Origin of the sequence: Thermoactinospora rubra, assembly GCF_002093975.1 — a bacterium.
Lineage (GTDB): Bacteria > Actinomycetota > Actinomycetes > Streptosporangiales > Streptosporangiaceae > Nonomuraea > Nonomuraea rubra_A.
The window spans coordinates 17,502-40,126 of the sequence record NZ_MSZZ01000066.1 but is presented as its reverse complement, the minus strand read 5'-3'; the positions used below and the strand labels follow the sequence as shown (position 1 = coordinate 40,126).

Annotated in this window: 23 protein-coding genes; 19 read left to right on the top strand and 4 right to left on the bottom strand. The window is 70.9% G+C overall.

From position 1 onward, the window contains the following. Nucleotides 1–4: 4 nt before the first annotated feature. From BSB02_RS35450 to BSB02_RS40875, 9 genes are all read left to right on the top strand, one after another. A complete protein-coding gene (locus tag BSB02_RS35450) occupies nucleotides 5–790 on the top strand; it encodes a hypothetical protein (protein ID WP_084965376.1) in 786 nt (261 codons plus the stop codon). Nucleotides 791–1,007: 217 nt separating this feature from the next. Further along, on the top strand, nucleotides 1,008–1,349 hold the full coding sequence (locus BSB02_RS35445; protein ID WP_240506945.1) for a pilin: 342 nt from the start codon (nucleotides 1,008–1,010) through the stop codon (nucleotides 1,347–1,349). Between the two features lies 1 nt (nucleotide 1,350). Then, nucleotides 1,351–3,135, top strand: a complete 1,785-nt coding sequence (locus BSB02_RS40880) for a TrbL/VirB6 family protein (RefSeq protein WP_158088832.1) — start codon at nucleotides 1,351–1,353, stop codon at nucleotides 3,133–3,135. Further along, complete coding sequence (locus tag BSB02_RS35435; RefSeq protein ID WP_084965375.1) at nucleotides 3,132–4,115, top strand: PrgI family protein; 984 nt, start codon at nucleotides 3,132–3,134, stop codon at nucleotides 4,113–4,115. The genes BSB02_RS40880 and BSB02_RS35435 overlap by 4 nt, the downstream gene beginning before the upstream one ends. Next, nucleotides 4,112–5,839, top strand: coding sequence for a VirB4 family type IV secretion system protein (locus tag BSB02_RS35430; protein ID WP_084965374.1), 1,728 nt, complete (start codon nucleotides 4,112–4,114; stop codon nucleotides 5,837–5,839). Before BSB02_RS35435 ends, BSB02_RS35430 begins: the two co-directional genes overlap by 4 nt. Then, on the top strand, nucleotides 5,836–8,304 hold the full coding sequence (locus BSB02_RS35425; protein WP_143591588.1) for a DUF8128 domain-containing protein: 2,469 nt from the start codon (nucleotides 5,836–5,838) through the stop codon (nucleotides 8,302–8,304). Before BSB02_RS35430 ends, BSB02_RS35425 begins: the two co-directional genes overlap by 4 nt. Next, nucleotides 8,301–9,185, top strand: coding sequence for a replication-relaxation family protein (locus BSB02_RS35420; protein ID WP_084965373.1), 885 nt, complete (start codon nucleotides 8,301–8,303; stop codon nucleotides 9,183–9,185). Before BSB02_RS35425 ends, BSB02_RS35420 begins: the two co-directional genes overlap by 4 nt. Next, complete coding sequence (locus tag BSB02_RS35415) at nucleotides 9,155–10,153, top strand: C40 family peptidase (protein WP_158088831.1); 999 nt, start codon at nucleotides 9,155–9,157, stop codon at nucleotides 10,151–10,153. Before BSB02_RS35420 ends, BSB02_RS35415 begins: the two co-directional genes overlap by 31 nt. A gap of 321 nt (nucleotides 10,154–10,474) precedes the next feature. Continuing rightward, nucleotides 10,475–10,639 (top strand): hypothetical protein, encoded by a 165-nt coding sequence (locus tag BSB02_RS40875; RefSeq protein WP_158088830.1) that lies wholly within the window; start codon nucleotides 10,475–10,477, stop codon nucleotides 10,637–10,639. Between the two features lie 103 nt (nucleotides 10,640–10,742). Here the strand turns inward: BSB02_RS40875 and BSB02_RS35410 are convergent, their stop codons facing one another. From BSB02_RS35410 to BSB02_RS35395, 4 genes are all read right to left on the bottom strand, one after another. Beyond that, on the bottom strand, nucleotides 10,743–11,723 hold the full coding sequence (locus tag BSB02_RS35410) for a hypothetical protein (RefSeq protein WP_084965371.1): 981 nt from the start codon (nucleotides 11,721–11,723) through the stop codon (nucleotides 10,743–10,745). Nucleotides 11,724–12,354: 631 nt separating this feature from the next. Beyond that, nucleotides 12,355–12,837 carry an ATP-binding protein gene (locus BSB02_RS35405; protein ID WP_143591586.1) on the bottom strand — a complete coding sequence of 161 codons (483 nt, stop codon included), beginning with the start codon at nucleotides 12,835–12,837 and terminating at the stop codon, nucleotides 12,355–12,357. A 147-nt stretch (nucleotides 12,838–12,984) separates the two neighbouring features. Next, nucleotides 12,985–13,578, bottom strand: a complete 594-nt coding sequence (locus tag BSB02_RS35400) for a GNAT family N-acetyltransferase (protein ID WP_084965369.1) — start codon at nucleotides 13,576–13,578, stop codon at nucleotides 12,985–12,987. 11 nt (nucleotides 13,579–13,589) lie between these two features. After that, nucleotides 13,590–15,083 carry an NsdA family TPR-like regulatory protein gene (locus tag BSB02_RS35395; protein WP_240506943.1) on the bottom strand — a complete coding sequence of 498 codons (1,494 nt, stop codon included), beginning with the start codon at nucleotides 15,081–15,083 and terminating at the stop codon, nucleotides 13,590–13,592. A 255-nt stretch (nucleotides 15,084–15,338) separates the two neighbouring features. Between BSB02_RS35395 and BSB02_RS35390 the strand changes: the two genes are divergently transcribed. The 10 genes from BSB02_RS35390 to BSB02_RS35345 all read left to right on the top strand — a co-directional run bounded on the left by BSB02_RS35390 (nucleotide 15,339) and on the right by BSB02_RS35345 (nucleotide 22,607). Continuing rightward, complete coding sequence (locus BSB02_RS35390) at nucleotides 15,339–15,704, top strand: hypothetical protein (protein ID WP_084965368.1); 366 nt, start codon at nucleotides 15,339–15,341, stop codon at nucleotides 15,702–15,704. 216 nt (nucleotides 15,705–15,920) lie between these two features. Continuing rightward, the gene (locus BSB02_RS35385) at nucleotides 15,921–16,286 is read left to right on the top strand and encodes a hypothetical protein (protein ID WP_084965367.1); all 366 of its coding nucleotides are present in this window, start codon (nucleotides 15,921–15,923) and stop codon (nucleotides 16,284–16,286) included. Continuing rightward, the gene (locus tag BSB02_RS35380; protein ID WP_084965366.1) at nucleotides 16,283–16,945 is read left to right on the top strand and encodes a phosphoribosyltransferase family protein; all 663 of its coding nucleotides are present in this window, start codon (nucleotides 16,283–16,285) and stop codon (nucleotides 16,943–16,945) included. The genes BSB02_RS35385 and BSB02_RS35380 overlap by 4 nt, the downstream gene beginning before the upstream one ends. Before the next feature lie 14 nt (nucleotides 16,946–16,959). Continuing rightward, on the top strand, nucleotides 16,960–18,504 hold the full coding sequence (locus BSB02_RS35375) for a radical SAM protein (protein ID WP_084965365.1): 1,545 nt from the start codon (nucleotides 16,960–16,962) through the stop codon (nucleotides 18,502–18,504). After that, nucleotides 18,482–19,156, top strand: coding sequence for an aspartate racemase/maleate isomerase family protein (locus tag BSB02_RS35370; RefSeq protein WP_084965364.1), 675 nt, complete (start codon nucleotides 18,482–18,484; stop codon nucleotides 19,154–19,156). The genes BSB02_RS35375 and BSB02_RS35370 overlap by 23 nt, the downstream gene beginning before the upstream one ends. Beyond that, the gene (locus tag BSB02_RS35365) at nucleotides 19,153–19,974 is read left to right on the top strand and encodes a hypothetical protein (RefSeq protein WP_084965363.1); all 822 of its coding nucleotides are present in this window, start codon (nucleotides 19,153–19,155) and stop codon (nucleotides 19,972–19,974) included. The genes BSB02_RS35370 and BSB02_RS35365 overlap by 4 nt, the downstream gene beginning before the upstream one ends. 4 nt (nucleotides 19,975–19,978) lie before the next feature. Further along, entirely contained in the window at nucleotides 19,979–20,776 is a 798-nt protein-coding gene (locus tag BSB02_RS35360) for a carbohydrate kinase family protein (RefSeq protein WP_084965362.1), read from the top strand. 18 nt (nucleotides 20,777–20,794) lie between these two features. Next, nucleotides 20,795–21,727, top strand: a complete 933-nt coding sequence (locus BSB02_RS35355) for a nucleoside 2-deoxyribosyltransferase (protein ID WP_084965361.1) — start codon at nucleotides 20,795–20,797, stop codon at nucleotides 21,725–21,727. Next, entirely contained in the window at nucleotides 21,727–22,224 is a 498-nt protein-coding gene (locus tag BSB02_RS35350; protein ID WP_084965360.1) for a hypothetical protein, read from the top strand. Before BSB02_RS35355 ends, BSB02_RS35350 begins: the two co-directional genes overlap by 1 nt. A 74-nt stretch (nucleotides 22,225–22,298) precedes the next feature. Further along, the gene (locus tag BSB02_RS35345) at nucleotides 22,299–22,607 is read left to right on the top strand and encodes a MazG nucleotide pyrophosphohydrolase domain-containing protein (protein ID WP_084965359.1); all 309 of its coding nucleotides are present in this window, start codon (nucleotides 22,299–22,301) and stop codon (nucleotides 22,605–22,607) included. The last annotated feature ends 18 nt before the right edge of the window (nucleotides 22,608–22,625 follow it).

Genomic DNA, 22,625 nt, shown 5'->3' with positions numbered 1-22,625 from the left:
CGTCATGACCCACCGCCAGAGTGCCGCCTGCTCAGGTAACGCGCTGTCCGCCGCCGAGGCCAGCTTCCGCCTGCTCACCACCGGACCCCACCCGCTCGCGGTCGACGGGCGGCTCATCGGGCGCGGGCTTCCCGCCCGCTTGGTCGATCTCGCCGAGCTGCGAAGGCTGCTGCTGGCCCCGGCCGCGACCGACACGCTCAAGGACGCGGCCTGGGCCGAGCTGGTACGACGCGCCCACACCGGCGATCCGGCCTGGGTGGTTGGGTGCGTCGGGGTGGCCATGCCGGGGCTGAAGAACATCGCCGCCCGGGTGATCCGCACCAGCCCCGCCTTTCTGGCCGACGACATCGTCTCGGAGCTGCTGACCGAGTTTGTCGCCCAACTGCGCCGGGTCGATGTCCAGAGCCAGCGGATCGCCACCCGGCTGCTGTGGTGGGCGCGCAAGGCCGCGCTGCGTGTCCGGGACCGCGAATCGCGCCAGGCCCAGCCGTACCCCGCCGACCTGGCCATGACCTGCGTCGGCTCGGCGGTCGATCCGATCGAGGTGCTCGCCGAGGCGGTACGCGCCAAGGTCATCACTCCGGCCGCCGCCGCGCTCATCAACGCGACGCGGCTGGAAGGGGTGACGTTGCGCGCCTACGCCGCCGCCCGCAGCGTCCCAGAAGACCGGCTGCGCAAGATGCGCAAGGCCGCCGAGACGCGCCTGGCCCAGGCGATCCGCGACGGCCAAGTCTCGGCAAACATCACCGGCTGCCTTTCCGGTTCTCACCTGCCGCCGGGTGCTTCATAGCCGCCCAACGAGATCACGGGACGGCTCGGGCCGGTCGATCCACCCGGTCCCCGCCGCATCCGCCGACCACACGAGTGCCTTGAGGAGGACACCCGTGGCCCGGCCGCTCCCGCTTCTCGCCCCAGTGTCCCGATCCTTTGTGGAGGTTCCTGCCGTGACTGGGCATCGTCCTCGGCCGCCCTGGCGTGGCCTGTTCCGCATCCGGCCACGACCCGAAGTGAGCCTCACCCGGCGCCTCATCGCCACGGCCGTGTGGACGGCCGGGTGCGTGGCCGTCACACTCGCCGTCCCGGGCATCGCCGAGGCCAGCACGCGGCTGCTCGCCGCCGCCTCGCTGGAGCAGGTCATCACCAACCTGCGCAACGTCATCGTGGGACTGCTCGTCGGGCTGGCGACGCTGTTCGCCACCATCGGCGGCGTCCGCTACATCCTGGCCGGTGGCGACCCCGGCGAGGTGGAGGCGGCCAAGAAGACGCTGCGGTACGCGGCGCTGGGGTACGGCGTCGCCGTACTGGCCCCGGTGTTGGTGCGGCTGCTGCGCCAGATCGTGGGGGCCTGACATGAGTCCCCGCCTCCGGGTGCCGGTGCTCCTCGCCCTGCTGGTAGTGCTCGCCGCCGGGTTGCTGGCTATGGGGATCTCCGCCGCCCGCGCCGCGACCGTCCCGCCTTCACCCTCGCCGGTCCCGACGCCGCAGCTCACCTCCTGCCCGGGCCGGACGAAGGTGGTGTCCGCGCCGGGGATGGCGACGCCGGAGGTGTTGTGCGAACAGGCGCCGGGCCAGTGGGTGCCGCTGACCCGATTCGGTCACCTGCCTCCTCCCACGCCTGCCTCCGACAGCGCCTGCGGCGTGCTCGACCTGGCCTGCATGGCCAAGGAGGCGGTCACCGGCTGGTTCAGGGACCTGGTGGAGTCCGCGCGCAGGCCGGTGTTCCGGCTGCTGTCCGCGACCATCTTCGGCACTCCCGAGATCGACTCGGCGGAGATGCGGCGTCCGCGCGAGGTGTGGGGCACTTCCCGGGTGATCGCCAACACCTGTTTCGTGCTGCTGGTCACCCTGGCCGGGGTGCTGCTGATGGCTGGGCAGTCGCTGCCCGGCGAGCTCACCGTCAAGGATCTGCTGCCCCGTGTGGTGCTGGCGTTCCTGGCTGTCAACCTGAGCCTGCCGCTGATCGGGTACGGGATCTCCTTCGCCAACGGGCTGGCGCGGGCGTTCCTCGCCGACGGCGGACGCCAGATCGATCCTGCCGCCGCGGCGGACACCCTGGCCAACGGGATCAAGGCGTCGATCCAGACGGTCGGGGCCTTCTTCGTGCTGCTGGCGCTGGTGGCCATCATCCTGGCCGTCATCGTCGGCTTCATCTACATCGTCCGCCTGGCGATCACGATGGTGCTCATCGCCGCCGCGCCGCTCGCGCTGATGTTCCACGCGCTGCCACAGACCGAAGGGCTGGCCAAGCTGTGGTGGCGCGCGATCACCGGGATGCTCGCCATCCAGGTGTGCCAGAGCCTGGTGTTCGTCACCGCCTTGCGAGTGTTGTTCAGCCGGCCCGAGCACAGTGCCGCCTTTGCCGGGATGCCGGCCACCAAGGCGGATGCGATCGACCTGCTGCTGATCATTTGCCTGCTGTGGATGATGATCCGTATCCCGGCCTGGGTCGCCCGGACGATCTGGCGCAACGCGCAGCCCCGCATGCTCGGCCAGCTCATCAAGACCTTCCTGATCTACCGTACTGTTGGTACGGCTCTGGGCGCGGTCGGCCGTACGGTCCGCAGCGGACGGCGCGGCCGGGGCGGGCGAGCCGGTTGCGGCCCGGGCGGTTCGGGTTCTGGTGGCTTCGGCGGTCCAGGCGGCGGTCCCGGTGGCCCCGGCGGGGGCGGCCCCGGTCTTCTGGGTGGCGGACCTCACGGCGGGCGGCCTCGACACACACCCGGAAGGCACCCGTACGGCCCGGCCGGACACGGCGGGCACCACCACGGACGTCCTGCGGGCGGCTACCACACCGGCTACGGCCCACGCCCTCGCGCCGCACCAACACAGCAGCCGCCAGGCGCCAACGGTTCCTCCCCCTCGGCTCCACCCGCGGCATCGCCACGGACACCGCGGATCTCCCAGGTCTCGGCCCCACGCCCCGCCTCCAGAAGAGGCGTCGATAACACCCCGCCCCGGCCGCGCGCCCAGGCCGTCACGGTGAAGGTGCCGATCACCCGGCGGGTGGTGCTCAGGACCGGCCAGGTGATGAGCCGCCTGCGCGCTGCCGGTGGCGCCAACCGGCTGGGGACCGCCGTCCGGCTGGAGCCGGTGCGGAGAGCCAAGCCGCCGCGCACGACGAAGGAGCGGCGATGAGTCATCCGGACGGCGAGCCGTGGACTGCGAAGATCCCGGCCGACGTCGACCAACCAGACAAGATCGTTTATGGTCTGGCGGCCCGCCAGCTGGTCGTCCTCGCCGGGACCGGGCTGGTCGCCGCATGGATCTATCTGGTGGCCTCGCCCTGGATGCCGCTCCCGGTGCTCGCGGCTGCCCTGGTCCCTCTCGTCGCCGGGGGCATCGTGCTCGCGATCGCCCGCCGGGACGGGATGAGCCTGGACCGGTTCATCCTGGCCGGTCTGGCCTACCTGCGCGCGCCAAAGCATCAGGTGTCGGCGCCGGAAGGCGTCCTGCCGCCTCCGGCCTGGTGCCGGGTGCGCGGGCGGCTTCCGGCGCCGTTGCGGCTGCCGGTGCGGGCGGTCCGCGACGACGGCGTCATGGACCTGGCCGACGGCGGGACCGCCGTCCTGGTGCGGACCGGGACTCTCCCCTTCGCGCTGCGGACGGCCGCCGAACAGGCCGCACTAGTCGCGTCCTTCGGGCGATGGCTCAACTCCCTGGACGCGCCGGTGCAGATCCTGGTACGCGCCCGGGCCGCTGACCTGTCCGCGCTCGTCGAACACGTCAGCCACGCCGCCTCGGCCCTGGCCGACCCGGCGCTGGAACGGGCCGCACGCGAGCACGCCGCGTTCCTGGCCGCGTTGAACGACTCGCGCGAGCTGCTGGTGCGCGAAGTCCTCCTGGTGCTCCGCGACGACCTTCCCGGCCAGACGGCCAGCCGCCCCCGCTCACGGCGGGCCAGGCGGGAGGCCGGGGCGGCCGTGGTGCTGCGCCGGGCCGAGGAAGCCGTCCGCGCGCTGGCCGCGCTCGGCATCACCGCATACGTGCTGGACGCCGACGCCTGCGTCCAGGTCCTCACCGAGGCGCTGTCCCCCGCCGAGGCGCCGCTTTCCGGCCTGGCCCGGCCGGATGACCTCATCACCGCCCGCCAGCCGAAGGAGGCACCTCGACGATGACATCCTCCACGGATCAGCCGACGAACGTGCCCGCACCTGCCGCGCTGCGGGTCACCGCCCGGTCGGTGGAGTTGCCCGGCGGCGTGTGCGCCTCCTTCGCCGTGTCCGGCTACCCGCGAGAAGTCGGCGCGGGGTGGCTGGAGCCCCTGCTCACCTACCCGGGCCACCTGGACGTGTCCCTGCACATCGAGCCGATCCCGCCCCTGGTGGCCGCGCAACGGCTCCGCCGCCAGCTCGCCCGGCTGGAGTCCACCTCCCGCGCGGACGCCGAACACGGACGGCTGACCGACTTCGCGGCCGAGGCCGCCGCCGACGACGCGGCCGAGCTGGCCGCCTCGCTGGCGCGCGGGCACGGGCGGCTGTTCCGGGTGGGCCTGTACCTGACCGTCCACGCGCCCGACGAAGACAGCCTGGAAGCCGAGATGCAGCGGGTGCGCGGCCTGGCGGCCTCGCTGCTGCTGGATGCCCACCCCACCACCTTCCGCGCCCTGCAGGGCTGGACCGCGACGCTGCCGCTGGCCAGCGACACGCTGCGGCTGCGCCGTACCTTCGACACCGCGGCCCTGGCCGCCGCCTTCCCGTTCACCTCCCCCGACCTGCACCCCCGACTGGGGGAGGTGCCAGTGCTGTACGGGCTGAACCTGTTCTCCGCCGGGGTGGTGCTGTGGGACCGCTTCGCCCAGGACAACCACAACTCCGTCACCATCGCCCGCTCCGGCGCCGGCAAGTCCTACCTCACCAAGCTGGAGGTACTGCGGCTGCTGTACCAGGGCGTCGAGATCGCCGTGATCGACCCAGAAGACGAGTACCGGCGCCTGGCGCACGCGGTCGGCGGCACCCACATCGGGCTCGGCACGCCCGGGGTGTGCGTCAACCCCTTCGACCTGCCGGACGCGCAGGGCGAGGACACCCTCACCCGGCGGGCGCTGTTCCTGCACACGCTGATTTCCACCATGCTCGGCGAGCCGCTCGACCCCACCACGCGGGCGGTGCTCGACCGGGCGGTGATCGACACCTACGCGGCCACGGGCATCACCTCCGACCCGCGCACCTGGAAGCGTACGGCGCCGGTCCTGGCCGACCTGACCGCCCGGCTCGACCAAGCCGAGTCCGCCGAGGCCGCTGCGTTGGCGGCCCGGCTCGCGCCGTACGTCACCGGCTCCTATCGGGGTCTGTTCGCCGCCCCGACCACCACCCGGCCCGAGGGGCATCTGATCGTCTTCTCGCTGCGGGACCTGGCCGATGAGGTCCGGCCGGTGGGGATGCTACTCGCGCTGGATGCGATCTGGCGACGGGTCTCCCACCCGGCCGAGCGGCGGCGTCGCCTCGTGGTGGTGGACGAGGCGTGGACTCTGATGCAGCAGGTTGAGGGCGCCAGGTTCCTGTATCGGCTGGCCAAATCGGCTCGCAAGCACTGGGCGGGGTTGGCGGTGGTGACCCAGGACGCCGCCGACCTGCTCGGCTCCGATCTGGGCCGCGCGGTCGTCGCCAACGCCGCCACCCAGATCCTGCTGCGCCAGGCACCCCAGGTCATCGACCAGGTCGCCGACGCCTTCGGCCTCACCGGGGGCGAGCGGGCGTTCCTGCTGTCCGCCGAGCGGGGCGAGGGCCTGCTGTGCGGGGGCGAGGCCGGGGACCGGGCGGCGTTCGTCGCCCAGGCCAGCGAGTTCGAGCACGATCTGGCCACCACCGACCCGGCCGAACTGGCGGGAGAGCCGCGGTGAGCCTTCCCGTCGTCCCCCTGTCGGATGCCGGTGACTCCTGGGAGGAGCTGATCAGGTTCTGGGAGGACCTGGTCAACGCGGTGTTCCCCGACCTGGGTGGCATCGGGGTTCCCCTCCGGTACGGCCCGACCGCCGTCGCTGTCGTGTTCGGTACGGCAACAGCGTGGGCGGCCGTGCGTGCCGGGGTGTGGCGGTGGCGGCACCGTCGCCTGTGCCACGGCGCACGGTTGGTCCACGTCGCGGTGCCTCCGAGTGTGGAGGCGACCAGCGCCGCCGCCTGGTGGCGGCATCTGGTCGGTCTAGCCGCGCCGTGGTGGAAGCGTGTGCTGTTCGGCCAGCCGCACATCGCCTTCGAGTACGTCGCCGACGCCTCCGGGCTGCGCATCCAGGTGTGGGTGCCGGGCACCGTACCGCCCGGCGTGGTAGAGAAGGCGGTCCGTTCGGCCTGGCCCGGGGCGACGGTCAGCACCGGCCCCGCCGTACCTCCGATTCCGTGCGAGGCGGCCTCGGCTGGAGGGCGGTTGGTGCTGGCGCGGCCGGAGCATTTCCCGCTCGCGTGTGAGCACCAGGCCGATCCGTTGCGGGCGCTGCTCGGCGCGGTCTCCGGTCTGGGCGGGGGTGAGTATGCCGCTGTCCAGATCCTGGCTCGGCCCGTTGTCGGGCGGCGGCTCCACCGCGCCTATCGGGCCGCGTCGGCTCTGCAGGGCGGCGGCTCGGCCGGGTTTGCGGGCATGGTGTTCGATCTGCTAACTCCCGGCATGACCGGATCTGCCGGTGAGCTGACTCGCCTGCATCCGGAGCGGGCCGAGCAGGTGCGGGCGATCCTCGGCAAGGCCGGTCAGCCGCGGTTTGAGGTGCAGATCTGCTACGCCGTAGCCACACAGCGTCGGGCCGAGGCGCAGGGATGGCTGCGCGGCCACGCCCATCGGATCGCCGCCACCTTCGCGCTGTTCTCCTCTGGCCACCAGTTCCTGCGCCGCAGGCGGCTCCGGTTCCCAGCTGCCCAGATGGCGGCGCGCCGCCTGGCCAGGGGCTATCTGCTGTCGGTGCCCGAACTGGCCGCGCTCGCCCACCTGCCCTACGATCCCGGCGCCCCAGGGGTCAGCCGGGCCGGAGCCTGCCCGGTCGCCCCTTCGCCCGCCGTACCCACTGACAGCTTCAGCGACGGGCCGGTGCGGGTGCTGGGCGACGCCGAGGCCGGACATCCCCGGCCGGTCGCGTTGTCGGTCGCCGGGGCACGCCAGCACCTGCACGTGCTCGGCCAGACCGGCGTCGGCAAGTCCACCTTCCTGGCCAACCTGATCCTGGCCGACGCGCACGCCGGACGGGGCGCGCTCGTCATCGATCCCAAAGGTGACCTGGTCACCGACGTCCTGGAGCGGCTTCCCGAGCGCGCCATCGGCCGGACAGTGGTCTTCGACCCCTCCGAGCCTGGGCCGCCGCCGTGCGTCAACGTGCTGGCCGGGCCGGACCCGCAGTTCGCGGTCGAGTCGATCGTCACCACCTTCCGCCGCTGCTTCTCCTCCGCCTGGGGACCCCGGCTGGACGATCTGATGCGCTCGGCCTGCCTGACCCTCACCCGCGTGAAGGGCAACCGGGCCTCCCTGGCCGAGGTGCCCCAGCTCCTCACCGACTCCGCCTTCCGCCAGCGCATCACCGACCGGCTCAACGACGAACTGCTGAAAGGCTTCTGGTCCGGCTACGAGGAGCTGTCCCCGGCCGCCCGCGCGGCCGTGATCAGCCCGGTCATGAACAAGCTGCGAGCGGTCCTGCTGCGCCCCTTCGTCCGCGACGCCCTGTCCGGCACCGCCTCCACCGTCCACCTGGGACGCCTGCTCGACACCGGCGGCCTGATCCTGGCCCGCCTGCCCAAGGGTGTGCTCGGCGAGGACGCCGCCCGCCTGCTGGGGTCACTGCTGCTCGCCCACGCCTGGCAGGCCGTCACCCCACGCGCCCACCTCGCCGAGCACGACCGGCCGGACGCGGCCATCTACGTGGACGAGGCGCACAACTTCCTCAACCTGCCCGGCAGCATCTCCGATATCCTGGCCGAAGCCCGCGCCTACCGCCTCTCCCTGGTCCTGGCCCACCAGCACCTGTCCCAGCTGCCCAAGGACCTGCGCGAAGCGATCTCGGCCGACGCCCGCAACAAGGTGTACTTCGCCATCTCCCCCGAGGACGCCCGCGATCTGGCCCACCACATGGCGCCTCTGCTCACCCCGCACGACCTGGCGCACCTGGGCGCCTACCAGGCGGCCGGGCGCATCATCAGCGGCAACGCGCCGACTGCGGCCTTCACCTTCCGTACCCGGCCCCTGCCCGAGCCCATCCCCGGCCGCCAGGAGGCGATCCGTACGGCATCGCGGCAGCGCTTCACCGCTCCGCAATCCGCCCCAAGTCAGCGGCCCCGATCCAGCGCGCCCATCGACACCCGTAGGAATCCCTTCGCCAAGGAGAGCCCATGACCCGCCCGACCGCGTCCGGCACCCGGCGGCAGAAGGTGCCCGCCACCCTCCTCCTCGACCTGCTCGACCGGCTGACCGAGCGAGACCGCGCCATCCTCGACCTGGTCTGGGAACACCGCGTGCTGACCACCGACCAGTTGGCCGCCCTGTTCTTCCACAGCCTCAGCGCCGCCCGTCCCCGCCTGGCCATCCTCCACCGGTTCGACGCGCTGACCCGCTTCCGGCCACAGGCCCAGCAGGGCACCCACCCCTACCACTGGGCCCTCGGCCCGGCCGGTGCCCACATCATCGCCGCCCAACGCGGCATCGAGGTCAAGGACCTGAAGTACCGGCAGGACAAGACCATCGCCTTCTTCCTGTCCCAGCGCCTCGGCCACCAGATCGGGGTGAACGACTTCTTCGTCCGCCTGCACGCCTACGCGCGCCGACGCCGTGACGGCACCGCCCTGGCCGAGTGGTGGCACGAACACCGCTGCGCCCGCCTGTGGGGTGATCACGCCCGGCCCGACGCCTTCGGCCGCTGGGTCGAGGCCGGACCCGAAGGCCGGCCGGTCGAGGTGGACTTCTTTCTTGAGCACGACACCGGCAGCTACGCCCTGTCCCGCGTCGCGGCCAAACTGGAGGGGTACCTCGCCCTGGCCGAGTCCACCGGCATCCCCACGCCCGTCCTGTTCTGGCTGCCCACCCCCGCCCGTGAGGCCAACCTCCGCAAGGCGCTGGGCACGCCCCCGGTCCCGGTGGCCACCGCCGTCCACACCCCGCCGTCGTCGGTGGACGGCCCGGCCGGTGCCGTATGGCTCCCGGTCGGGGTGACCGGACCGCGCCGCCGGTTGGCCGCCCTGGCGCACGCGTGGGACGCACCCGACCGGCCGCGCGCCTGATGGCCCTGGTCATCGCGGTCGCCGCCGTCGCGGTGATGGTGCTGGCGGTCTTTCTCGGAGTGATCGGCGGGATGTCCGGTACGGCCGCCCCCGGCGTCGCCGCCTGTCACCCGGGACCCGTTCCGGCGGCGACCGCCCAGATCCCGGCCGACTACCTCGCGTTGTATGTGAAGGCCGGGACCGAGTACGGCCTGCCGTGGCCGGTGCTGGCCGCGATCGGCGCGGTGGAATCCGACCACGGCCGAGGACCGGGGGCGGGCATCCGGGCCGGAACCAACCCGGCCGGGGCGGCCGGACCCATGCAGTTCATGCCCGGAACCTGGCAGAGGTACGGGGTGGACGGCAACGGCGACGGCCGACGGGACGTCTACGATCCGGCCGATGCCATCCCGGCCGCCGCACGCCTGCTGCGGGCCAACGGCGCACCGGCCGACATGGAACGCGCGATCTACGCCTACAACCATGCCGACTGGTACGTGAAGAAGGTCATGGACTGTGCCGCCGCCTACGCCCGGGATGGCATCCCGTGCGCAGGCATACCCGTCGTCGCGTCAGGACGGGCGGCCATCGCCGTCCGGGCCGCCCTGCGGTGGGTCGGCACGCCGTACGCCTGGGGCGGCGGCGGGTTGTCCGGCCCGACCGAAGGGTTCGGTCGCGGGGCCGGGATCGTGGGGTTCGACTGCAGCGGCCTGACCCGCTACGCCTGGTACCAGGCCGGGGTTCTCCTCCCCCGCACCTCACAGGAACAATGGCGGACCCTGCCGCACGTCCCGGCCGGGACCGTCGCGCCCGGTGACCTGGTGTTCTTCAAAGGCGCCCTCGGCACCGCCGCCGCCCCAGGGCACGTCGGCATCGTCCTCGGCGACGGCCGCATGGTCGAAGCGCCGCGCACCGGGTTGCCCGTCCGCATCAGCCCCATCGGTGACCGGTCTGGCCTCGTCGGCTACGCCCGCCCGTGGGCGCAGTGACCTGGGGCGCGAAGGTGAATCTTCACGCCCCGCCCCCACGGCCCAGTGGCGACACCACCTTACTGGCCACCTACCGTTATGGCATCGAACTGACAGTAATTTCCGAGGGGTCCGCTGGAGGACGGCGTCCGTGCCCGGCCCGCGCATCGCTACATCCGCGCGGGATGGGAACCGTTTCGCGCCAGGCACGGTCGCGGTCGCCACATCGCAGCGCCCGCGCGGGATGGGGCGACACCGCCCGGGTAGCCGGTGGCGGGTTCCGTCAGGGCTGCCCACCCCGGCGCGGCGTGCCGGGTGGCCGTGGCTGGCATGGCCCGGGGCGTGCCAGCCACCGTCACGTACGGCGGGCAGCGGCATCCGGAACGGCCGTCGGCCACCCGCGTGGACAGGGGGCGAGCCCCGCGTGCCGGTGCCGCGCTGTACGGCAGGGCTTCGGTGGTGGGCGAGCCACACGGCGTGCCGGTGCCGCGTGTGCCGTACCCGTAGACGGGCAGGGGCGGGACCCGCACGGGTCCCGCCCCCATGCCGTCACCACACGGGGCGACGGCCGCCCGGGGTGGCATCCGGCCCGGGATGCCACCCCGGGTCGCTATCCGGCCGCGACCGCGCCCACGGTCCCGTCCGTGGCCGATGTGTCGGCGGCGGGCGCGTCCCCGTCCGTACCGGCTTGAGCGGCCGGGGCCAGCCGGTAGCGGGCAGGGCGCTCACCGGTCATGACCGCCTCACCGCTCTTGACCAGCGTGTCGAGCGCGTTGGCGACCGCGCCGGATGACCGGTCGAGGACCCTGGCGATCTCACCCGGGGTGAAATCGGCGTTGGGGTGCGCGCGCAGGTGCGCGATCACCTCCGGCCGCAACGGGCGGGGCGCAGCCCGGCCCGCTCGGAACCCGCTACCCCCGCCGTTGCCCGTACGGGTCCGCGTGGCGCGAGCCGGAGCGGCACCGGTCGCCGCCCGGACCGATTCGGTACCGGCGAAGATCAGCTCCAGCCCGGCCGTCGTCGCGGCGTCGTCCCCCGCCACCACCGCCGCGTAGGTGGACGTCACCGCCGCCAGCAGGTCAGCCAGCGCACGGCGGGTGTTCTCCGTGGTGCGGGCCTTCTCCAGTTCCGCCAGGATCTTGGCCCGCCGCGCCTCCTCTTCGGCCAGGCGCTGCTGGAGTTCCGCCTCGGCCGCCGCCCGCCGTTCGGCCTCCTCAGCCATGATCCGCATAGCCTCGGCGATAGTGTCGGGCGACACCACGGTCATCGGCCCGGACGGCGGAGCGCTGGCCTCGTCGGAGCCCCCGTCCGCGTCCACGTCCGGTGTGTCAGTCGTGTCCGTGGCGGTGGCCGGAACCCACGTGTCCGGCAGGCGGCGGCCGTTGTCCCCCTGTCCGCCCGGGACGCGCGTGACCCGACCGGCCTCGGCCAGGGCCGCCAGTTCGGTCTTGGCCGCCGTCCGGGTGACACCCGCCGCGTCCGCGATGACGGTAACCGTCGCGCCGGGGTTGGCCAGTACGGCGTTCCACACGGCCTCGGCGGGCGTGACGGTGGCCGGGGCGGTGTCGGTGAGGGTGGTTGTCGCGGCCATTTTCTTTTCCTTTCGTGTGGGCCGGTGACGGATTTTCATCACCGGTTTTTCGGTGCCGTGATACCACCATTTCTCGATACCCGCGCCACATCAACCCCGACGCGATGATTTTTAATTGCCAAAACGACTGGAGAGGCTCACCTAACAATGCCGCCCTCGGCGATGCGTCCATCGCGGCAGGCTTTTGATTTTGTCACACGCCGGGCGAATGATGCCTATCAAATCCTAGCGCCCTCCGGACAACAATTCCATTCATCATTTAGCCAGAATAGAAGCTCGGTTACTAATACAACGACTCGAATTACGGAGTACGGGACCGGCTCCCCACCCACACACCGCTACGCCCTTGCGGTCGCCTTCGTAGGCGAGCCCAGGCGTTTCGCCAGCCTGTGCAGCGCCCTGGCCTGCGACAACGATACTGGCGGGGGGTATTGATTGAGCATGTACCCCATCGCCTGGGCATCAACGGATCACCGACGGGCCCGGACCCGCATACCTCCTGCAGGGGATGGCCCGCCTGGCAGACAAGGAGGCTCTGGCCGTTTCTGTTCCAGAAAACGGCCAGAGCCCTGGCCGGATGAGCCCTATCCTGGCTCCTGAGGGGCCAGCCTGTTACCGTCAGGCTGGGCCCTCACCCTGCGAGCATCACCGCGAGGTCGTGCTTGGGAACCGCCGTTGTGCGCAGGTCGAGGTCGGCCCAGACGGTGTGACCGTACGCCGGATTGCCGTGGATCCCGATGGCTACGGCCAGCGCGGAAACCGCCCGCAACCCCCGCCCCTGCTCGAGCTGATCGCTTTCGGGAAGCACGGTCGGACGAGGCCCGCCTCCGAGGTCGGTGACCCCGATGTAGGCCACCTCGGCGTAGACCAGTTCCAGGCCGAACCACCCGCCGTACGATCCCGATCGGGTGTGCCGGACCGCGTTGGACGCCAGCTCGGTGACGATGAAGGCGACCTCCCCCTCATGCCCGGACCCGGCGAACAGCGACACGGCGAACTGCCGCGCCACCGGGACCTGGTCGAGCCGCCCGGAGTAGGTCCTGCGCCACGTCATCGGATCGGGGCCCTGCAACCATTGCGCGGCGGAGCCGTAGCTCCAGTTTCCTTTCCCCATTTCTCGAGTGTCCTTCCTGGTCTCGCCGCCCGTCGCCGCATCGCGGCCCGGATGACACGGGCGGATCGAACACCAATGAACGCTCGACTCGACAGGAGAGGTCAAGGCCGCGAAACTTACGCGAATATCAGGCCGGGCTGATGGTCGCTACGGGCGCGCGTTTCGCTGACTGCTTCCCCCGGATTCTGTTTCGGCGTCATTCCACTCCGGGCGCAGGATCGAATGCACGATGGAGTCCCGCCATTGCCCACGCACCCGCAGGTGCCCTCGTATCCGGCCTTCCTCGACCATGCCGAGCTTGGCCATGAGGTGCGCAGAAGCAAGGTTGTGCGGGCTCCGCGCACCCCAGATCCGATACAGCCCCAGCTCGTCGAAGCCCAGGTGAAGCAGCAGCCGCACCACCTCGGTCCCCAGCCCCTGTCCCCACCGGTCCGCGCGCAGCGCGAAACCGATCTGCGCGCTGCTCTGGCCCGGATGCTGGGTGTCCACCGCCAGCCGGGCGAAAGCAATCAACCGACCATCCCGGAGAACGCCAGCCAGCGAGTACTCAATCCGCGGCTCAGCCTGTGCGGCCTGCATCACCCCGGCGATGGTGGCGGCCACCTGCTCACGGGTCCGAGGCTCGAAGGACATGTGCTCGGTGACCTTCGGGTCACCGTAGATCTCGGTGAGGGCGTCAACATCCTCAGCCGTGAACTCCCGCAGCAAGACCCGCGGACCCGTGAGCAGGACAGGGCGCATAGTTGCTGACCTTAACGGCCCCGTGGCAGCGCGGCGCGAGCCGGAACCTGCCCGTAGGCTTCAATCTCCTGCTGGAGGCGACGGGCCACCGGAGCGCTCTGGTAGGTCCTGGTGCGCAAGGCCGCATGCACGCGCATCACGCTGGCGACGATGCCACCGATCCGCTGATCAATGGGAAGGTCCAGGACAGGCCGCAGCGCCTCGGCGGCACCGTCCAGATCGCCCATCACCGTCCTGGCCAGTGCCTGGTCCGCGCGAGCACCCGCCTCGTCGCTGAACGAACGTTCCTGCGGGTTGGCCTCACCGTAGGCTGCGAGCGCCTCAGCGGCCATCCGATCGGCTTCCTGCTCCTGTCCGGGTAGCCAGACGTGCGTGTCGGCGGCGTAGTAGAGCTGCCGCGGCCGTGGGAAGGTCATGATGCCGCCCAAGGCGTCCAGGTCGTCAGGCTCGACGCGATCGCGTGCGTCGCTTGCCCGCTGGATCGCAGCCTGGGCATCGTCGGTGTTGCCGAGCACAGCCCATACCCGGGCCTCCTGGGCCGACAACCAGACGGCGGCGGTGCCCCGGGTACGTGCGGCGACGTCCGCACCGAGTTCGGCGTAGCGGATGGCCTCGTGCGGCCAGCCCGCCCAGTAGGCGATCATCGACTGCAGCCCACGTGTCCAGGCACGCAGCCCGTCGTGGCCGGCGTTGTCGGCGCACACCCAGGAGGTACGGGCCTGCGTCATGGCCGAATGCGGGTCGCCCAGATCGTGACTCGCCTTGGCGAGCATGCCACTGATGACGCCGGCGAGCAGGTACATCTCGGCGGCTTCCACAGGACGCTGCCGACCCTCCAACAGGCGGAAGGCAACATCCTGCAGGTCGATCAAGTCGCCCAGCAGAGCGGTCAGGGGTTGTTGGGGATAGGCGAGCGCCAGACGGACGACCTCGGCGCGTAGTTGGTCCAGTGTCTCGGGGCCGATGTTGCTGCCCTCGGCAGTGACGGCGAACCGCAACGCCCGGCGTGCGGCCATTTCTACCTCCTTCTGCAGGCTGTCGGATGCTGGTGCCTGGACCAGTTGCCGTGCCCGTGTCGTTGGTGCGAGGGCCTCCCCGGTAGGGGCGGCCGGAGTGGTGGTGAAAGCCGCGTTGCAGCGGATCAGGACGTCCCGTTCCGACGGGTCAAGCCGATCAAGCGCTGCGGGGTCGAGCAGCCGGAGCGGCGTGGTGCCGTACAGGCTGGCGAGCGTGATGATCTGAGTAGCGAGAGGAGCACGTGACCCGGCCGCTGGGAAAACCTCCAACCTCGACAGCAGCGGTTGGTCCATGAACGACGTCGGCGCGTGCTGCCGGTATCGCTCGACGACCTCGGGTTGGCTGAGGCCGTGTGCCATGCGGTAAGCCGCCAGGCGCGAGCATCGACACAGGTGTCGCAGCTCTTCGGCGATCTCCTCCACCCCGCGGCCCTGACTGGCCATCTGGGTTCGTAGCCGATTGACGTCCCTCTTGCTCCATCCGCTCATCACGAGGCTCCCTGGGCTGAGGCGCTCTGGTGGCAGAGTCGTTGATCGCGTACCGGTTCCGCAACCGAACAAAACGGACAGTGACCGTCCTGGCGACATAGAACCGCGCCCCGTGGCGGTAAAGACGCAGGTCAGTGCAGGCATGCCATGCATAGAAAGCATGTCGCCACACGGGGTGACCACCCCATCACTCAGGCCCTTTACTGGCGTCAGCTTGCTTGTACGGCACCGCGACCCCCATGAGGAGCCCGAGCCGTGTATCCCTTCTGTTCCGCCGAGCGCCTGCCCAACGTTGCCTCGGCCCTTGCCATGGCGTGCGAGCTGCAGGCCGAGCTGGAGTGGCTGAACGTCCCCTCCCACGTGATGGGTGACGAGCACCGGGCGGTGTGCTCGCTGTGGCCCTACCTGGTGGCCTTCACAGACGGGCGGACCATCGTGTGGCGCTCACCCGACCCGAGCACGCGGGGTAGCGCCCTGTGGACGTACGCGCGGACCGCCGCAACGGCGGCCGCGCGCCTCGCCGAGCACTACCGCGCGCTCGTCCAGCGCCCGCTACCCGGCCCGCTCGCCGAGATCGTCCAACTCGCCATGGCGGCTCATGACCGGGAGCAGGCTTCGTGATGTCGCGCCCACGCCCGAAAGCGCTGGCAGGTCTCGCTCGCCCTTCCCGCCGCGTCACCCACCCCCCGATGACCGGCAGGACGAGATCTGCCAGGTCCGCCCCCCACGGCCCCGGCTCGAAAGGCGACCACCAGACGGCAGAGGGGTTGTCCACTGGTGCGCCGACCTCTGTCGGGGTCGTGGGCTCCACCACCGTCGCACCCCATCGAGGCCACCATGACGATCCCCCTCCTCCACACCCGTCGACCAGCCGCCCCACCGACGGCAGGCGTCGCGGCCCGGCAGCTTCAGGAGCGCCTGGCCGAGTTCGACATCGTCGCCGACCTTGTCGAAGGAACCGAGGTGGCCCTGCTGCACCTCCGTTCTGGACTGGTCATCTGGTGCGACGGACACTCCTTCAGCTGGTGGACCGGCCGCTACAGCGGTCCTGGTGACCGGTGGCGCGAGTACGCCTATGCACCCGTCTCGGATGTGGAGACAGCCGCGCGCAGGGTGGCCACCCGCCATCAGATCCTGGCCCTCTCACACCCCGTAGGAAGGGCAGCCGACCTCGGCCTGACCGATCCGGACGGTTCCGCATGAGACACGCCTTCACCCGCCAGCGCCTCTGGCGACTCACCCCGGATGCCTTCCAGGCCGCCACGCGGCTCCTGGCCCGCGCCGCCCGCGACCACCTGGGTGAGGTGCGGCTCGTCGTCGGCGTGGGAACCGGCGGAAGCCTCCCCGCCTACGCGATCGGCACGCAGGTGGACGCCCGGGTCGTCATCGTGACAGCCAAGCACGACACCTCCGGCGAAATCGCCTGCGACCTGGGTTCCCTGCAGGCGTTGAGCCGGGTCGAGCCGTTGACGGGTCCGTTCCTGGTCGTGGGTGACATCTGCGGCAGCGGCGCCACCCTGGCCGCCGTCACCGCTGCGCTGCGCTCGCTGGCCGAACCCCGGAGCATGATCCGCACCGCCGCCCTGTGCCGCCATACCGATGCCGAGGACGGCGTGCCAGACCTGTATGTCTGGGACGTTGCCGACTGGGTCGTCTTCCCCTGGGAGTATCCCCCGGCCAAGCAGCCGACCAGTCCCCTGCCGCTTCCCATGCAGGTGCGGACAACGTGCCACCCGAGCACCGCGGAAAGCTCCCCTGAGCGGCGTCACGCGGTCATGCTTCCCATCCGCGCCGGAGCGGGAAGACCTACAAGCGAGCGAGAACCAAGAGCAGACGAGCCCCGTCCCGAGAGGGCACGCTGACGATTGGAGTGCACATGAGCACAACATCGCGCACCACCCTGGTGATCCTGGACTGCTACACCGTGGAGCCCTCCGGGTTAGGGGTCCCGCCGTACCTGTCCACCTACGCCCGCATGGCCTACAGCGCGCTCCGTACCGCTCACCCCGGCGCCCGGGTCGCCTATCTCACGATCGACGACGTCCGCTGGTGTTTGAACGGCGGCCGACCGTACGAGCAGCCCCCGCTGTCGGACCGGCTCACCTATTCGGCGACCGTGAACAGGGAGGATGCCCTACGCCTGCTCGGCGACGCGGCTCTGACCGTGGTGATCGCCGGGGACGCGGTCCCGTCGGTTCATCTCCAGGCGCAGAACGGCTCGGCCGAGGAGATCGGGCGGGCGCTGGCGTGCACGCGCGGCCGTCGCGTCCTTCTCGGCCCCCTGGCGTCCTACGCCCTGGCCGACCCCGCCGCCTACGCCGGGTTGTTCGACGCCGTCCACACGCACACGCTCGCCTCTGCCGACATCGCCTCTGGAACGCGCCAAGCGGCGCCGTACGAGCGGCTGGCCGCCGACCGCGTCGACTTCCGTGACCTGGTCGGCCAGTTGTGCTGGACGCCCGTCGCCGAGATCGAGCTGTATCGGGGCTGTACCCGGCGCCGGTTCTGCGACTTCTGCAACGAGCCGGTCAAGGCTCCCGTGGTGGACTTCCGGCCGGTCGAGGACGTTCTCGCCGAGGTGGCCGCGCTGCATGCCGCCGGAGTGCGGCACTTCCGGCTCGGCCAGCAGACCTGCTTCTTCTCCTACCTGAACCGCGATGCCGGGGCGATCGAGAGGTTGCTCGCCGGCATCCGCGAGTCGGCTGCTCCCGAGCTGGCGACGCTGCACATCGACAACGCCGACCCGCTCGCCGTGGCCTCGCCGACGGGAGCGAAGATCGCCCACCTGGTCGCCACGTACTGCAGCGAGGGCAACTGCGCGCCGATGGGCATCGAGTCCTTCGACCCGGCGGTCATCAAGCGCAACAACCTCACCTGCACGCCCGACATCCTAGTCCGGGCCGTCGAGCACGTGAACGAGGCAGGCGCCCGCGTCGGCCCCGGCGGGCTGAGCATGTTGCTGCCCGGCCTCAACCTGATCTACGGCCTGCCGGGCGAGACCCACCGCACCCACTACGAGAACCTCGCCGGGCTGACCCGAGTCCTCGACGCGGGGCTGCTCTGCCACCGCGTCAACGTACGGCAGGCCCGCGCCTACCCCGGCACCCCGCTGGCCGCGCTGCAGGAGCAGGAACCGCTCCCCTCGGCCGAACACTTCACAAGCTGGAAGGCCGACATCGACCACATCTTCGACCAGCCGATGAAGCAGCGGGTCTACCCCACCGGCCGCAGGATCACGAATCTGCACTCCTTCTTCGTCACCAGCCGCGGCACCTGGCACCGGCGCCTCGGCTCCTACCCGATCCAGGTCGTGGAGCGCGGCACCATCCGCCCGCTGTACGAGGTCGCCGACATGACCATCACCGGCCACGCGCCCCGCTACGTCTACGGAGAACGCGATGACGCTCCAGCAGGCGCCTGAGCATCGCGGGGTGCTGGTGCCCTGGGCCAACCAGGTCGTCGAGGCCGAACTGCCGCAGTGGGGACGCGGCCTGACGATCTGGCACTACGCCCGGCTGGTGCCCGCTCACGGCGGCACGGCGCTGGACGAGGACTTCCTGTCCGGGTTGATCGAGGCCGTCCCGGAGGCGCTCCACCAGCTCTCCCGGCTCCCGCTCACCCAGGTGTACCTGGCGTGCACCTCAGCCGCCTTCACCCATCTCGACCGCCTCGCGGACATCACGGCCAGTACGCCGGTGCGCGTGGTCAGCGCGTTCGACGCGATCCTGGAACAGCTCCGCGCGTACGGCGTGCGGAAGGTCGCGCTGGCCACGCCGTACCCCCATGAGGTCACCCAAGCCGAGGCCACCCGGTTCGCCGAGCGCGGCATCACCGTCACCGGCTCGGCGAGCCTCGGCCTGACCGACGGGTACGCCGACGTCACCCTCAACCAACAGGTCGCGCTCGTGGACCGATTGGGCAAGGAGGCGGTACGGCAGGCGGACGCGGTCGTACTGTCCTGCACGGGCTGGTCCACCCGTACCACCATCAAGATCCTGCGGCGGCGGCTGGGACGGTTCGTGACCTCCTCGAACGCCGCCATCGCCCTGCACGCCCTTCAGGAGCGCCTGTGAACCCGACCGATGAGACGCGCGACCTGGCTCCACGCCTGTACGACCTGGTCTCGGCCGCCAGCGCGCAGGAGGAGGTGAAGGCGGCGGTCGAGGCCAACCACGACACCAACCAGTGGTGGCCCCTGCACGTGGACGACTGGCGGATTCGGATGCTCGTGGCTGGATGGAGCACCCGCGTGTCGTACGCCATGGTCGGCGTCTATGCCGATGTCGTGAAAAAGGCCGACGCTTACGGCTGGGACGCCCTGACTGCCCTCCACGACCACGAGGTCACCGACCTCGTCCGTCCGCTCGGCCTGGTCGACACACGTGTCCGCTACCTGCGGTCCCTGGAGACCTTCCTCGCCACCTCGCGAGCCCTCGGCCGGCGCCTGCTCGACATGCCGGTTGACGCGTTCATCCAGACCTTCGCCGCCGAAGTACGGGGCGCCTCCTACAAGGTCGCCCAGTGCGCCGCCCTCTACGCCCGCGGCTACCACTGCGGGGTCATCCCCGTGGACTCCGGCATGGTGAGCAAGCTCGCTCCCCTGCTCGGCATGGAAGTGGGTAGAGGGGCACTCGCCCACGAGCGCATGAGGCTCCTGCTGGAGGCGTGTGCCGCCGCCGACGCCTCCCGGTATCGGGACCTCGTCACCGCCCGCGGGCACAGGGTCACGATTCCCTCCCAGAGGGTCCCCACGTGGTGGCTGCACCTGGTCCTGATCTATTTCAAGCGCCTGTTCCTCAACCCACCCGCCAGCCCGAGAGTGTGCCGCAACAGGCCCGTCTGCCCCACCGTGCTCGACTGCGACCACCCACCGCACCGACGATGGAGGTAGGCAGGTGACCGTCCTCGGCGTCATCGGCAACATCTCGATCGACACCACCCGGTACCCGGATGGCCGCACCTACACGCTAGTCGGCGGGGCCGCGTTGCACGTCGCCCTGGCCGCAGCCGCAGCAGGCGTGACCGCTCGCCCCGTCGCGGTGATCGGCGACGATCTCGCCTCCTTACGGGCTACCCCCCGGCCCGAGGGGTTCGATCTGTCCCATGTGGCTCGCGTCGCCGGTCCTTCCTGCCGGTTCGACATCACCTACGACGCCGACGGCCAGGTCAGCGGGTTGACCGCCGCGTACGGCGTGGCCACGGCACTCACCTCGCACGCGCTCGCCGTGCTCAGCCAGTCGGAATGCGACCACTGGCACGTGTGCTGCCGTCGTCCCTTGGCTGTCGGCCAGGTCCTGGACCGTCTGGTGGCGATGAGGCGGCGCTTCAGCCTCGACTTCCATCTCGCCTCTGCCACAGAGCAGATCAAGGCCGCCGCGTCGGCTTTGCCGTACGCCGAGGTGGTGTTCGTCAACGCCGCCGAATACCGGCTCCTGAACGGCCTCGAGCTGACCCACGTGGTCGTCTCCGACGGACCACGCAAGGTGACCCTGCTCCGCCGCGGCCAGGTGGTCGGCTCCGAAACGCCAGCCGGCGGCCCGGTCGTCGAGGTGACCGGCGCCGGGGACACGCTGGCCGGCACCTTCCTCGCGGAAATCCTTCAGGGAACTTCTGAGCCGGACGCGCTGGCGGCGGCTGTCGCCGCGGCCACCCGCCAGACGCGTTGTCCCGGCCTGCTCTATGAACCCCCGTGACCGCAGAAAGGCTCCGCCGTGGCGCTCTACTACGTGGCTCACCGCCTGTTCGCCGCCCATGACCGTGCCCTGGCGGCCTACGTCGCGCACCACATCGCCCGCCGTTTCGGGCAGGACGCCGTGTTCCTTCCCTTCTGCGACACCGACGAGGAGAACCTCAGCCATCCGTGCAAGGGCCGACGCCTGTTCGAGCTGGACAGCGAACGCCTCGCCCACATCGACGCCATGGTGGCCATCCTGCACGGCCCCAGCCTCGACGACGGCGTGTGCATGGAGATCGGCTACGCCGCCAGCCGGGGCGTTCCCGTCATCGCCGTCACCACCGACTTCCAGACCTACGGGCCCACCGCCGGCACGACGCTGCGGCTGCTCTTCCCCGACCCCCTGCTCCAGCACGTCGTCAGCCGCGTCGTCTCCGTCCCGCGCCTGGGCCCCTCGGCCGGCGGGGGCGACCGGTTCGAGCGCTTCATCGTCCAGAACCTGCACGCCGTCACCGCGGCGGCCACCGAGACAGCCCTCGCCTTGACAGGTTCACTGATGCCAGGCCCCGCCCTGCCGCCTCCCACCAGCCGAAGGCTCGCCTACCTAGAGCCTTCTCCCTACGGGGCCGACGACTGGACCGGCCGTGTCGCCGATGCGCTGCATGTTCACGGCTTCACTGTGTACCGCGCCGGACGGTTCGCCTCGCTGGCAGCCGTCCGCGACTGGTCGGCCCTGGGGCAGGCGAACCTGGCCGTGGTGGACCTCCGCGGACCCGAGACACCGCCCGGCGCCGCGCTGGTCATCGGCGCCTGCACCGCCACCGGCCGCCCCGTCTACGCCCCCGAACCCGGCTGCTGGTGGACCTTCGCCCACGGCCGCGAGCCCAACTACCGCAACCTCATGATCCAGTACGGCCTGACCGGCACCTTCAGCGACCTGGACGAACTCGTCAAACACCTGGAGGTCTGATGCCAGCCGACCTTGCCATGTGGGCTGACCGCTACGAGGTGATCATTCTGGAGGGGTGCGACGGCGTGGGCAAGACGACCTACGCCGCGGCCCTGGCCACCGGGTACGGCTACCAGCGGGTGCATGCCGACCGCACGCCCGAGGGGACGGATCTCTTCCAGCGCCACCGATCCATTCTGACCCTGCCCGGCCGTCTGGTCATGGATCGCAGCTTCGTGAGCGAGCTGGTCTACGGCCCTTTACTGCATGGCCGCTGCCGCCTCACCTCGGCGCAGGTCGCCGAGCTGCTGAGCATGGTGAACACGCGCCACGGCGTGCTCGTCCATCTGCACGCCACACCCGAACACATCCATGCCCGCCTGCTCGCCCGCGACGGAGCGGCACCCACCCTTGACGAGCTTCGCGCGGTCGTCGCCCGATACTTTGTGGTGTTCTCGGATCTGGCCCGACATGTGGAGGTCCTCACCGTGGACAATGCGGATTCCTCTGCCGCGTGAGGTCACGGCCGCTAGGCTCACAGCCGTTCGCGTCCTCACGGAGCACGTGCGGCTCCACGGCCACAGGAGAATCGGTGCACCTCCGAGACATCCAGAAGCGGACCTGGGAGAACAAGCTGGCCAAGGGGTTCAACACGACTGATCTGCCGCTGGAGTTCGCCCTCGCTCACGGCGAGCTGGCCGAAGCGTTCGAGGCAGCCCGCAAGCATCCCGAGACGCTCGGGGAGGAACTCGCCGACGTCCTGCTCTTCCTCACCAGCATTGCGGAGATGTCCGGCATCGACCTTGCGTCGGCGGTGGAGGCCAAGATGGTCAAGAACGAGGCCCGCCGCTACGAACGTGGCCCCACCGGTACTTTGATCAAGGTGGATGAGGAGTCCTGACCTGGCCGAGGGGCAGTG